General features: G+C 60.4%; 15 protein-coding genes. 2 read left to right on the forward strand and 13 right to left on the reverse strand.

Going from position 1 to position 12,146, the window contains the following annotated elements; genetic code table 11:
• The first annotated feature begins 106 nt into the window (after nucleotides 1-106).
• A complete protein-coding gene (locus tag ACSYSO_RS01760; protein WP_491701885.1) occupies nucleotides 107-445 on the forward strand; it encodes a winged helix-turn-helix transcriptional regulator in 339 nt (112 codons plus the stop codon).
• Nucleotides 446-645: 200 nt separating this feature from the next.
• A complete protein-coding gene (locus ACSYSO_RS01765) occupies nucleotides 646-1,473 on the forward strand; it encodes a tyrosine-type recombinase/integrase (protein ID WP_491701886.1) in 828 nt (275 codons plus the stop codon).
• On the opposite strand, the gene ACSYSO_RS01770 is transcribed toward ACSYSO_RS01765, so the two are convergent.
• From ACSYSO_RS01770 to ACSYSO_RS01830, 13 genes are all read right to left on the reverse strand, one after another.
• Nucleotides 1,470-1,736 carry a hypothetical protein gene (locus ACSYSO_RS01770; protein ID WP_491701887.1) on the reverse strand — a complete coding sequence of 89 codons (267 nt, stop codon included), beginning with the start codon at nucleotides 1,734-1,736 and terminating at the stop codon, nucleotides 1,470-1,472. The genes ACSYSO_RS01765 and ACSYSO_RS01770 overlap by 4 nt on opposite strands.
• 11 nt (nucleotides 1,737-1,747) lie before the next feature.
• Complete coding sequence (locus ACSYSO_RS01775; RefSeq protein WP_491701888.1) at nucleotides 1,748-2,581, reverse strand: endolysin-like domain-containing protein; 834 nt, start codon at nucleotides 2,579-2,581, stop codon at nucleotides 1,748-1,750.
• 2 nt (nucleotides 2,582-2,583) lie between these two features.
• Nucleotides 2,584-2,862 (reverse strand): hypothetical protein, encoded by a 279-nt coding sequence (locus ACSYSO_RS01780; protein ID WP_491701889.1) that lies wholly within the window; start codon nucleotides 2,860-2,862, stop codon nucleotides 2,584-2,586.
• Nucleotides 2,863-4,059, reverse strand: a complete 1,197-nt coding sequence (locus ACSYSO_RS01785; RefSeq protein WP_491701890.1) for an SGNH/GDSL hydrolase family protein — start codon at nucleotides 4,057-4,059, stop codon at nucleotides 2,863-2,865.
• Nucleotides 4,060-4,074: 15 nt separating this feature from the next.
• Nucleotides 4,075-5,586 carry a hypothetical protein gene (locus ACSYSO_RS01790; RefSeq protein ID WP_491701891.1) on the reverse strand — a complete coding sequence of 504 codons (1,512 nt, stop codon included), beginning with the start codon at nucleotides 5,584-5,586 and terminating at the stop codon, nucleotides 4,075-4,077.
• Nucleotides 5,583-7,304, reverse strand: coding sequence for a tape measure protein (locus ACSYSO_RS01795; RefSeq protein WP_491701892.1), 1,722 nt, complete (start codon nucleotides 7,302-7,304; stop codon nucleotides 5,583-5,585). Before ACSYSO_RS01795 ends, ACSYSO_RS01790 begins: the two co-directional genes overlap by 4 nt.
• Nucleotides 7,305-7,436: 132 nt before the next feature.
• Entirely contained in the window at nucleotides 7,437-7,850 is a 414-nt protein-coding gene (locus tag ACSYSO_RS01800) for a hypothetical protein (RefSeq protein WP_491701893.1), read from the reverse strand.
• 3 nt (nucleotides 7,851-7,853) lie between these two features.
• Complete coding sequence (locus tag ACSYSO_RS01805; protein WP_491701894.1) at nucleotides 7,854-8,234, reverse strand: HK97 gp10 family phage protein; 381 nt, start codon at nucleotides 8,232-8,234, stop codon at nucleotides 7,854-7,856.
• Nucleotides 8,227-8,700: a hypothetical protein gene (locus ACSYSO_RS01810; protein ID WP_491701895.1), complete on the reverse strand. Its 474-nt coding sequence runs from the start codon at nucleotides 8,698-8,700 to the stop codon at nucleotides 8,227-8,229. The genes ACSYSO_RS01805 and ACSYSO_RS01810 overlap by 8 nt, the downstream gene beginning before the upstream one ends.
• Before the next feature lie 15 nt (nucleotides 8,701-8,715).
• The gene (locus ACSYSO_RS01815) at nucleotides 8,716-9,075 is read right to left on the reverse strand and encodes a hypothetical protein (RefSeq protein ID WP_491701896.1); all 360 of its coding nucleotides are present in this window, start codon (nucleotides 9,073-9,075) and stop codon (nucleotides 8,716-8,718) included.
• Nucleotides 9,072-9,407 (reverse strand): hypothetical protein, encoded by a 336-nt coding sequence (locus tag ACSYSO_RS01820; RefSeq protein ID WP_491701897.1) that lies wholly within the window; start codon nucleotides 9,405-9,407, stop codon nucleotides 9,072-9,074. The genes ACSYSO_RS01815 and ACSYSO_RS01820 overlap by 4 nt, the downstream gene beginning before the upstream one ends.
• Complete coding sequence (locus ACSYSO_RS01825; protein WP_491701898.1) at nucleotides 9,404-10,996, reverse strand: HK97 family phage prohead protease; 1,593 nt, start codon at nucleotides 10,994-10,996, stop codon at nucleotides 9,404-9,406. Before ACSYSO_RS01825 ends, ACSYSO_RS01820 begins: the two co-directional genes overlap by 4 nt.
• Nucleotides 10,983-12,128: a phage portal protein gene (locus ACSYSO_RS01830; RefSeq protein WP_491701899.1), complete on the reverse strand. Its 1,146-nt coding sequence runs from the start codon at nucleotides 12,126-12,128 to the stop codon at nucleotides 10,983-10,985. Before ACSYSO_RS01830 ends, ACSYSO_RS01825 begins: the two co-directional genes overlap by 14 nt.
• Nucleotides 12,129-12,146: the final 18 nt, after the last annotated feature.

Here is a 12,146-nt window from a genome sequence, read left to right on the forward strand (position 1 = left end):
TGTTAGCTCATAGTGAACCAGCGAATTGCTGTTGCCGGTTGATGAGTGCAGAGTATTATTGCGCTTGAGACTTGCTGTGGCCTAGGAAGAAGAAGGAGGAGTGGCGATGAATGAGCCTGTGCCGGCGCGCTACGATATGTTTTCATCAAAGTGCCCTGCACGCGCACTGCTTAACGATGTAACGAGCCGTTGGAGCATCCTTGTGCTTGCGGCGCTGTGTGAAGGTGATGCACGGTTCTCACAGCTTCGCCGCCGTGTGGACGGTATCAGCAATCGTATGCTCTCCTACACGCTTACCATGCTTTCCGATGATAAATTGATTGAGAGTAAGTCAGAGGGGCGTAGTTCCGTTTATTCGCTTACCGAGGCAGGGCGCATCATTGCCGAGAAAAGCGCAGGTTTGTTCCAATCCCTGTATGCTGCGTTCGATCAGATCTCCGATTAGTCCAACAGCCTCTGCATCGGGCTGCCATTAAAATAAAACCGCGGAATTCGTTGGAATTCCGCGGTTATTAGTAGCGGGGCATAGATTTGAACTATGGACCTCTGGGTTTGAACCTCAGAAGTCCAAGGTTCAACCTCATGACTTCCACGACCCGGAACCACCTGAGTTCATCCTAACGGCTTGATGCACAATTAGGTCGTATGCCTGGAAAACGAGAAGCAGCGCCGTTGTGGCGCGATGATATAAACAGTTGGCTTGAATCTCTGAATGCAGCGGGCTTGTCATCATTGACGGTGTCGACCAGGCGCAGCCAGATATCTAAAATGAGCCGTGATATAAAAGGCTCTCCACGGGATGTAACCGCAGAAATATTGCTGCACTGGTTTGCTATACAACAATGGAAACCAGAAACACGAAAAAGTAACCGCAATGCTTGTACAAGCTTCTTTGGCTGGTTATATAGCACTGGCCGAGCTGAATCTGATGCATCGGCAGGTATGCCGAGCGTACGTCGTCCTCATGCGCACCCGAGGCCGTGCCCTGACCGAATTATTCTTACTGCGCTGACTCATGCTAATGAGACCGAAGTCATTATGATTCGTTTAGCTGCAGAATGCGGTCTGAGACGAGCAGAAATCGCGCAAGTTCGCAGTGATGATGTTATGGACGATCTTGTAGGACAGTCACTCATCGTGCATGGTAAAGGTGATAAGCAGCGTATTGTGCCGTTGCCTGATGATCTAGCCAAACATATCGTTGACCGGGGCGGCTGGCTTTTACCTGGCCGCTGGTCAGGGCATGTCGAAGCTAGTTATGTTGGCAAGCATATTACCAGGCTGTTGGACGGACAATGGTCTGCTCATAGTCTGCGTCATCGATATGCGACGAAAACTTATGAGCAGACCCATGACCTTTACCTGGTTAGTAAACTGCTTGGCCATGAATCAGTGGAAACTACGCAGCGATATGTGGCCATGCCTGATGCCAGGCTTCGGGCTGGTATGGCTGGCGTACAGTTGGCCAGTTAGCTGATTTTGTTGAGTCTGGTGGGGTTGTATGCGACACCGAATCCGGCGGCGATGATACCGGCGGTGTTGGCCAGCCAGTCGCCGAGTTGGAGCTGGCCGAACGCGGTGCATGCGGTGCCGATGACCACAAGGGCCAAACAGACGATGTAGATGCCGGTGCGTGTGCGGGCGCTGAAGACTGGCTGGTATTCGCTGGTTTCCATGCCGGTGTCCGGGTTGGCCGGGTCGGTTTGACTTGTGTTGGCGTGTTTGGGTGTGCTCATGGTGTTGTCTCTTACTGGTCGGTGGTGATGTTGATGTGCAGTTGGTTGAGTTTGTCGCTCACGGCTTGCTGAATGGTATCGGCGATGGTGGCGGGGTCGGCGCCGATACTGCTGGCCAGAGCGGTGATGGCGGCTTGCTGGGCGGTCAGGGTAGCGATGATCTGGTCGATTTTGTGTTCCGCGGCGATGGTATGGTCACCGGTCGCGTACAGTTCGGTGAACGGGGTGGTGCTGTCGTTCCAGCTGTAAGCCCAAACATCGCCTGCGAGGTTTTTGACTTTCTCGTAGATGGCGCCGATGGTGTTGTAGGTGGTGCCTCCGGTGGCGGTGGATTGCCAGTTGTAGCTCCAGACCTGTTGTGCGATCTTGGCGGCGTCTTCATCACTGATCATGATGTCTTCTCCTTGAGTGGTGGGTTGTTGGTAGCGCAGGTATGCGTCCCAGGGGTAGTCGTAGTAGTTGGAAATGTTGGTTTCACGGCCGGTCTGGTCTCCGGGCTGTCCGTCAATGCTGTTGGTTTCGGACTGGCTTGCTTGGGCGAGTAGTCCGTTGCCTAGGCTGAGGGCGACGTGCTGGCGGTCGTTGAGGAGGATGTCGCCCGGTTGGGGATGACCGTCCGGGGGCAGGCGTGTCCAGCCTCGGGCGCACAGCTCCGCACTCAGGTTGCCGGTGTAGGTGGCGTTGCCGGTGTCGAAGCCGGCTTCCCGGAGCGTGAAGATGATCAGGCTGGAGCAGTCGCAGTCGCCTCCGGGCCGGATATTCCAACGTCTGGGTTGGCTGTAGCCCAGGCTCACGTCCCGACACCAGTAGGTCATCCGCTCGATGAGCAGGTCAAGTGAGGGCATGGTCAGTCCTTTCGTTCGTGCTTGAATAATGTGGGTGGCGGGTCTGGGGGTGGCGGGCCTTTGCGACTCCATATCCAGTCGACGAGTTTGCGGTTGTGTTGCCAGAGCAGTTGGTTGTCGGCCAGCTGGTCGGCGAGTTGGCGTTGGGCCTCGAGCAGCAGGTCGCTGCTTTTGGCATCACCGTCGTGTTTGGTTTGGATGATGTGGCCGATGGTCTGCACGATGGCGCCGATGATGACACCAGCGGCCCCGGCCAAGGCGATAAGGACGGGTTCACTCATTTAGCTCCCTAGAGGGAAGGCCTTGGCAATGTAGAGTTGGGTGTTGGCTGGGATGGCGCCGGTGCTGGCGACCTGGCCGGCGGAGCTGAGGTAGACGAACGGCGCTTGGGTGTTGGATTGCAGGCCACAGGTCATGGCTCCGTTGATGCGCTGGCTTGCCCATTCGGGTACTGTTACCAGCGTGCTGTAGGCCGGTTTGGCCGCGGTGATGGTGATGTTCAGGTCGATGCTGACCACGCCTGACGAGCAGACGATGTTGGCCTGGTTGACCTTCACACCCGCACTAGGGGTACCTTGGCTGAAATACATGGGTCTCGGAGGGGTGCCATCCATGCCCATGCGCACGCATAGCGCGTGGTTTTCGGCGCCGGCGTCGTTGGGGTGGATGTCATCCGCGGCCCAGTCGGCCCGTCCGTTGTTCCACTCCCATGCATAAGGGATGAGGTTGATCCACGGGCCGACGGCGGCCTCGCCGATCAGGTAGATCAGCGAGGCGATGTTGGTACCGTTGTTGTAGCGTCCCATCCCGTACCGGCCGAGCATGACCGGTACGAGGTGGATGCGCGCCGATGGGTAGGTGGTGTGCGCCTGGGTCAGGGTGGAACGAACGGCGTTGTAGACGCCGGACGTGTTGGCTTTGTCGTTGACACCGCCGGCGATGATCACGTCGGTGATGTTCTTGGCCCCTCCGCCGAACGCGGTGGCGGCGGCTTTGAGTTGGCCGGCGAAGTTGGCCTTGTTGGCACCGGTGCCGGCTTGGACGAACGCGGCGTTGGGTTCGGCGTAGTTGTACACGGTCCAGCCGGTGTATCTGGCAAGTTGCGCCGGCCAGCTTTTCGTGGCCGGGTTGGATGTGCCCGCCCCTGAGGAGACGCTGTCGCCGACCACGAGCACTTTGCGTATGTCGGGGATGATGCGCTTGCTGATGGCGGTGTAGGATTGTTTGCCCGTGTCGGTCAGGATGGTGGCCATGCCGGTGTCGGAGGCGTTGCCGGCTTGGGTTGCGTACTGTTGGGCTTGGGTGGCGGCTTGTTTTGCCTGGGTTGTGGCCGAGGTGAGATCGGCGGTGATCTTTGCGGGCAGGGTGTCGATGTTGTCGTCGATGCTTTGGGCCATCTGCTGGAATTGGCTGGCGGCGTCCTTGACCAGGTCGGTGCCGGCCGGGTATTTGATTTTGTATCGCGGCGTCTGAAGCATAACAGTTCTCCTTTGTTAGTTTTTGAAGTGGGTGATCTGGCCGAACTCGCCCCATGTGAAGGCCAGGCGAGACCAGGGCAGACCGATGGGCTTCAGGTCGTTCCAGGCGCTCAACGTGGGCGGGACGGTCGGCATGGGCCATAAGGTCAGCTCGTTGGACAGCACCGGCTCGTCGCGCTTCCAGTCGAAGCTGAGGGTGCCGCCGATGGCCAGCCACACCCCGGATGTGGCGGGCGTGCCGTCGTCCGAGAGGAGGGGCGTGTACCGGTTGTGGATGAAAGCGTACAGGCTGGGTGCTGGTTGGAGGGTCTGCTCGTGGGTGTCGATATCAATGTTGTGGCTGGTGACGGTGAGCTTGTCGGGGCGCAGGCGCATGGTGGCGGCTTTGAGCCAGTCGGCCCACCGGCCGCGCACCGCGTCCCCGGGAGACCATATCCCGCCTTTCCAATGCCCGTCCGACCGGTCCTCGATCACCACATCTGACTCGAACACGGCGCTGCTAACCGTTTCGGTCAGATTCGACGGTAGGCGCCCTCGGTCGCCGATGGTGATCTGCGCATCCTCGAACCCGATGGTATTGGTGGTGTCGTTGAAGGTGGCGGCTTTGCCTTTGATGATGACCTGGCTGACCGGGTCGGGCAGGGTCAGGGTGTGCGCGTCGACCTGGATGAGGTCGCCGGACAGCACCGGCTGGCTGCACGACGAGGTTTCGGCCGATAGGGTGCCGTCGGCGTGCAGGGTGATGGATGCCGGGTCGCCGGCCATCCATGCCTCGAGCCGGTCACCATCGCTGTGACTGTGGGTTTCGTAATACAGGGGCATGCCTTGTGCGTGGCCGGCGTGGTGGTAGAGCACGGTGGTCAGGTCCGGGAAACTGTCTGACGGGTAGGGTGCCAGCGCGGTGACATAGGTGTTGAGCCAGATGATCGTCGACGATGCCAGGGGCGGGCTGCCAAGCTTAGTTAGACGGCGTTGTATTTCGGCCAGTCGTTGGGCGGGTGTGCCGGTCCAATGCATGCCCTTCAAGGCCGGGTCGGTGCTGGTTGGACCTTGTTCGGTGGTGCGTGTGGCTCGTACCAGGTTGGAGTTGGCGTGCAGGTCGAGCTGCCAGGTGCCGTCGTCCTGTTGGGTGACGGTGTTGCCGGTGGCCATGGTGCCACGGAAGATGGTCAGCGCGGTCGGGTCGGGTTGCGCCGAGAGTGTGGGTGTGTGGGTGCGGTGGAACGACGCCCATGTCATATTGCGGTCCTGGCGCTGCCATGCGGTGGTGCTGTTGAGGTCGGACCATTGGGGCATGCGGGTCAGTTGGATGAGCACCTTCGCGCCGGCCAGAGCGGTGCTGTTGCCTGCCAGGTGGCCGGTGCGGTCGAGGAGTTTGAAATGAGCCACGCTCACGTCGGGTTGTTTGGTGGGGGTGTCGGTGCCCCAGTCGATGTCGAACGCGGCGAGCATGGCCACCGAACCGGCGTGACCGGTCAGGTTCTCCCAACCATGCCCGCGATCAAGATAGAGGAACGGTTGTCTCATTGGTGTGCCTTTGTATAGTCTTCGAGGGCTTTCATGAGCTTCTGGCCGGTTTTATAGCCGTCCAATGCCACGCCTTCGACGTTGATGGTCACGTTGACCGGCAGCGCACGGCCGCCATTATTATTCGCCCCGGTCAGGCTGTAGCTGGCACGGTTCAACGGGGTGACTTGGGCGCCTCTGGGCAGGGTGAGCAGTTCGGGGCCGGCCTCGCCGACCAGGGCCATGCCCGAGCGTTGGATGACACCGCCAGAAGCGAGCATGGGGATCTTGAAGCTTTGACCGCCCACGCCGGGAATCCAGTCGGGCAGGTCGAACCCGAACCCGCCGATAGTGGAGTTCCACAGGCTTTTGATATGGTCGACGGCCCAGCGGAACGGTGCGAGCAGCTTGTCCCCGATGCCCGAGAAGAACCCACTTATCGCACCCGGTACGCTGCCGAACCAGTCCATCAGGCCTTGCCATTTCGACCGAATCCAGTCACCGGCCTGGCCAAACCACTGCCGGATGTTCGCGATGCTGGTGGAGAGGAACCCGGTGAACGAGCTCCACGCCCGCTTGCCGGTCTCGGTCTGAGTGAAGAAATAAGCCAGACCGGCCGTGAGCGCGGCCAGAGCCACGACCACCAGCATGACCGGGTTGGTCTCCAGCACCAAGTTGAATGCGGCCTGCGCGTTCCTGGCTATCGTGGTGACGCCCGTCCAGGTCTGCGTGACGCCGGTCACCACCGACAGGGAACTGACCCATTGCAAGAGCCCGCCCGCGCTCATCACGCTATAGAGCAGGGTGATGCCACCGACCAGAGTGGTGATGCCGATAACCACCGGGGCGACATTGTTGGCGATATCGCCAAGCTGTTTGGCGAACTGGACAGCCTGGGAAACCAGGCCGGGAATGTTGTCGGCAAGACCGGACACCTTGTCCGCCAGCTTGGCCATCCAGTCGGTGACCTGGGGTTTGACCAGGTCGATGAATCCGGCACCGAGCTTGACGACGCTCGCCTCGAGGTTGCCCGAAGCGTTGCCCAGCTGGCTGGTGTCGTTAGCGGCCTTCTTCGCCGCATCCGACATACCCAGTTGCATCAACGCCTGGTTGAACTCCTCGCTGGTGATCTGCCCCTTGGCCATCGCATCCCTGAAGTTGCCGGTGTATGCGCCGTTGGCACGCATGGCCTCCTGGAGCTTGCCGCTGGCGCCGGGGATGGCATCGGAGAGTTGGTTCCAGTTTTCGGCCGTGAGTTTGCCGGCGCCGGCGGTCTGGGTGAGCACCATCGCCACGCTCTTGTAAGCGTCGGCGCCGCCTCCGGCCACGGCGGTCAGGTTGCCTGCCGCCTCGGCCAGCTGGTCGTAGTCCTTGACCCCGTTGCTGGCGAGCTGGGCGGTGGTGTTGCGGATATCGGACAGCGAAAAGACGGTTTGGTCGGCGTACACCTGGGTGCTTTTCGTCAATCGTTTGATGGTCGAATCATCCACGTCGGCGAAGCTCAACGTGTTGGCGAACGCTTGGGCGCTGTCGGAGGTGTCGGCCATCTCGCCGGACAGGTTGGACACATAGCCGACGACCTTGCTGGTCATCGACCCGACCACCCCGGCCACCGCTCCGGATACGGCACCGAACCTGGCGGCCATGCTCGATGCCGAGCGTGCGGTGCCGGCCATGGCTTTGCTGGCCCCTGACCCGTCACCGATGATCTTGACCGTCAGGATCGCGCTCTTAGCCATCACCCAGTCTCCTCTCTCTCATCTCACGCTGCTCCTCGTCCAATAAATCCAGGGCGGTGGCCCAGTCCCGTTCATCGGCATGGGTTTCCTGCCGCCATGCCCAGGGCGTGCCGCCGAACCTGGCGGACAGGATCAGGCTGAGACGTCCGTAGGAGTCGGCAGGCCAGAGGGCAAAGGGACCGACGCCATACCCGACCCCTCATCCATACCGGTCGCCGGGTCGGTGCCGGTCGGTGCCGGCAGGCCGGTCATGTCCGGTGTCGCAGGCGAGGCAGCCGGGGTTGGGACAGTGTCGGTGTTGGTGTCGGTGGTGTCGATGCTGGACACGGTTTGCGCCCAGTTTTCGAATGTCATGCCCGGGGTGAGTTGCCCGCCTCGGCGCAGGGTGACATACGTGCTGTAGGCCATCATGGTGATGGGTGCCTCTTGAAGGGTGCCGATGCCGTTGGCCGCGGCATGCCGTTCGGCCTGGATGGTGTCGAACAGGGTCGGCGAGCAGATGCTGCTGGTGCCGTCGATATAGTTGGTGGTGATGGTGGTGGTCATGGTTTATGCTCCTTGCACGGTTTTGATGATCTGTTGGATTTCCTGGGTGTAAAGGTTGACCCATGCGGGTTCGGTCTGTTTGGCCGCGTCGGCCAGGAAGGTGGTTGGTTTGATGTGGTGGCCTGGCCAGCCCCAATGGATCGGGCCGGCGTACGGGACGGTTTTCCTGCCGGCGCGGATGACACCGGCCTTCTGGGTGGCGCCGGCGCGGATGGACGAGGCCAACCTGCCCGACCGTTTCGGCACCAACGACCGACCCGCGGGCACGACCAGGTCGGCGGCTTTGCGGTTCACGGCTTTCAAATCCTTGGCGTCGGCGCCGGCCTTGCGCAACGTGCGGGCCAGCTGGGCCGACCCTTTGATCTCGACCAGTGATCTAGACATGCACGGCCACCGGCCCGCCGGACGAACCGGCCGGCACGTCATGAGACCCGGGTGCCGGCTGGGTCAGCTCCAACTGGATATCAGACACGGTGAAGGAGAAGTCCTGGTCGTTCTGTTTCTTCACGTCCCCGCCGATCGCGATCGGAGCGACCAGCACGGTGCCGTGGAAGCTCAACTCGCCTGCCGTGTTCGGGGTGAACGTGAACGGGTGTTCCTCACCGGCATGGTTGTAACACCAGGCCTGCAACCCGGTTGCGCTGTAGTTTTCCTTGATGGTGCCGTCCAACGTCCAGTTGGTCTGGCTGTCGGACTCGTGGTGGCCGTCGAGGAACTCGATCGGGTCGGTGCTATCGGTTTTGGGTGTCAATGTCACTTTGGTCACGTCCGCGTCGAACGGCTGGCTGCTGTTGGCTTTGCCGATGGTCAGCTGGCCTTTGCCCAGCACCCTGATTTTCTTGCCCGCCATAATTGTTCTCCTTGGTTAGTCGAGTGGGTTGAAGGTGATTTCATACGCGGCTAGGCTCTCGCTGCCTTGCATGTAAGTGACCGGTTTCGCGCTCTCCATGTTGATGCCGTCAGCGTGCAGCTTGGCCAGCACTTCAAGGATGACGTCCAACGCCGCCACTGGCGTCTCGGGAGTGCCGGCGACCACGCATGCCTTGAATGTGGCGGTGGTGATCTCCCATCCTTCGTATTCGAATTCAGGTGGTTCAATGAAGATGGCTGCTTTCCCTGGTATCGGTTGCACTTCCTGAGCGTCGATGGTGACAACAGTGACAAGGTTTCCAGCGCTTTCGGTCAGCTGCTCGATAAGCTCTTCTCGTTGTTTGATGATGTTCATGCGACCGCCAGTCCTCCGGTGAGCACGCCTGCGGCGTTGAGCTTGGGCCAGACGCTGCGCAGCGGGTCGGTGGACACGTGTACTGCGTCCACGGTGCCGTCGCCTCCGCTCACCGACATGACGCCAAGCCTGGCGTTGCGACTGTTGTACAGGTCGGCCGCACAGCTCACGATGCAGTCGGCAAGCACCTCGTCGTCAACGCTCTGACTGCCGACCGCTGACTTCACGTAGGTCGTGGCCGAGGCGAGCTTGGCGGTGAGGCGATCCGTATCGGCAGTAGGCTGAGCAACCTCGTCGCGCAGCCTACTGAGCAGTTCGTCGTTGGAGGTCATGCCGCCACCCCAGCGAACTTGATAGGCAGCAGTCCATCCGGGAATGTTTCGGCCACGGCCATATAGCCGTAAACACTGTAGTCGTTGACGAGCTTGGTGGGGTCGGCTGCGGTCAATTGCGTGGGGCCGCCAGACTCCCAGATGGTCACAGTCTGCGGGTCAAGGAATGTTGCAGTGCCGGCAGGTGCCTTGGGTAACAGCTGGATGGGCACACGCATGATGTCTCCCACGGTGCCGGTCAAGTCGAAAGAGCCAAGCGTATCGGAGCCTTGGCCGCTGATATCCACAGCACGTTCGCCCTGATCATGCAGGTCGATGAGAGCCTTGGCCACGTCTTTGGAGACTGCCAGACGTGTGAGCGAAGCGTTGCGGTCGTCCATCTCCTCGGCCGCGTCCAGGATGATGCCTATCCACTGGGAGGCTGTCATCGCCTCGATTGCCGCGGGTGCGGGCATGGGGTTAGAGTTGTTGGCGATCAGGTCATAGAGGAAGTCGCGCACCTTCTGCTCTGTAGCCTTCGCGTAGGCGTTGTTGAGGGCCTTGAGAGCAGTGTTGAGCATGGGCGTGGTGGCACGTTCGATGGTCTGGCGGCTCAGCGACGTGTATCCGCCGTAGGTCTCCACATCGGTACTCTTGGTACCGAACTTGACTTTGCCGAACGCCAGCTGATTACCTTGATTCTTCTGTTTGCCAGCGGCCATAGTGTCGGACTCGACCACGTTGTATTCCATGTTCATGCCGGTTTCGGGCAGGCTGTCATGGGTGAGGAGTCCGGCCACCTTGCGTCGCTGTTCGATGAGGCGCAGGTCGTCGGCGATCCAGGTGGTCTGGTTGCCGGTGTCGCCCACGGCGATGAAGTCGCGCGACTGCTTCATGGTGTCGATGGCCTCGGGCTCCTGGTTATACAGTCCACGCAAGTATTCGCCCTGGGAATGGTAGGCTGAGCCCACCAGCTTGCGTGGTTCGACGTCTAGGCCTTTGGTGATGCTTGCCTTCATCTTACGTTGCTCGTCCTTGATGCCTTCGAGCATGTCAATCAGTTCCTTGTCCATTTCTGGCTCCTTTATTTGGGTTCGGTCTTCGGTTATGGTTTCGTGACGCTGGCTTTGAATGACTGCGTCCGGATAGGCTGGAGTGCCGGTCACGGCAACCTCAAGCAGTTCGACCTTGCGTCGGTGCACTTCCGTCATGCCGGTCTGGTCGTCGTAGACGGTGACGTTTTCTACAGGCAAGAAGCCTACGGAGAAGCCGTCGAGCACGCCGTCACGCACGAGCTGGGCGGCATCGCGGCCAGCTGCGGTATCGGAGAGCTTAGCTGTGATGTGAAGGCCGTCGTCCTGGCTTTCCATGCCGGTGACTTTGCCGATCAGCTCGCCGTGGTCGCGGCTGATCTTCACGGTCTTGCGGTTACCAAAGTCGGTGTCGCGGTCGAAATACTCGCTGTAGTCGCTCCACAGGCGGTACGCGGTGTTGAACGGTACGGCGATGCCTGAGAGCTCACTTCCATCTCCGGTTTCAGCGTCACGCAGTTGAATGCCGCGAACATCAAGCGTGCGCCGTTCCATCAGCCTCTCGTCACTTTTGCTCATCGATGCTCTCCTTTGCTGGTTGTGTCTCCATGTCCGCGCGAGGTGCGAGACGTTGCATGACTCTGGCTTCGTTTGGCGTCATCCATCCGGCTTTGATGGCGGAGGCGAGGGCCTCGTACTGGTCTTTGGTGTCGCTGCGTCGGCTCGAATCCCAGTCGAAACGCGCCTGACGGCCGCGTGGCAGGAGACGGTCGAACAGCTCCTCGATTTCACCCGTGTAAGCGGCCAGGGTGTAGTCGGCAAACTCAATCCAGCTTTGTTCGATGTTGGAATAGGTCAGGTTGCTGCCGTCCACGGCCGCGAGCATGATGCTGGCCGGTATGCCGAGCAGCCTGGCGATCTGCGTGGTGTCGAACTTCTGCGTTTCCAGGAACTGGAGGTCCGCGGGCTTCATATCAAGAGGCACATAGGTCAGTCCGTTGGTGATGAATCTGGTCTCGCCGGCTTTGCCTTCCCGATCCCAGTCCTCTTTGATCTTTCGCAGGGCATCCGACGGGACCTTGGCCTCGGTCTTGAGATAGCCCTTGATGTTGGTGCCATCGGTGTAGAACCTCGTCTTGTAGTCCTTGGCCAGCTTCGCGCCCTCGATCTCCTCGCGTGCCGCGGAGATGGGGCCGAGACCGCGCAGACGTCCGGGCACGTTCAGGAATTTGCAATGCACCATGTCGTCCGGCCCATAGTCGTGGCCAAGATAGCTGTAACGGAATTTCGGGCAGGCGGGGTCGTTGCCGTCGTCGGTGACGGTCACGAGCGTGGGGGGCAGTACCTCGCACGACACCACTTGCCCATCGAAGCGGATCAGTCGGACGAAGGCGTTGCCGTCGAGTACCATACTGGCCACCATGTCGGAGAGGAAGTCGCGCCGGCTGCGGTTCACGTCCGGATGTTCCACCAGGCTGCTTGTCATATCGAGTTTGAGTCCGCCACGCATCTCGTAGATCGGCAGGCCGGCGATGGCTGTCTGGAGCACCTGCACGCCGCGGAACACCGTGGAAAGCGTTAACGGGTCGTACGCTTCACGACGCGATGGTGGCCTGATATCTTCGGGGATGTCGTCGAGCGCATCCTCGCCGCGGGTCAGAACATCGCCCGCCAGCTGTATACGCTGCCACATTCCCATTTGCTTGCTCATGGCCTTGATGGTGCATCA

It is taken from the genome of Bifidobacterium sp. ESL1130, from assembly GCF_058507935.1.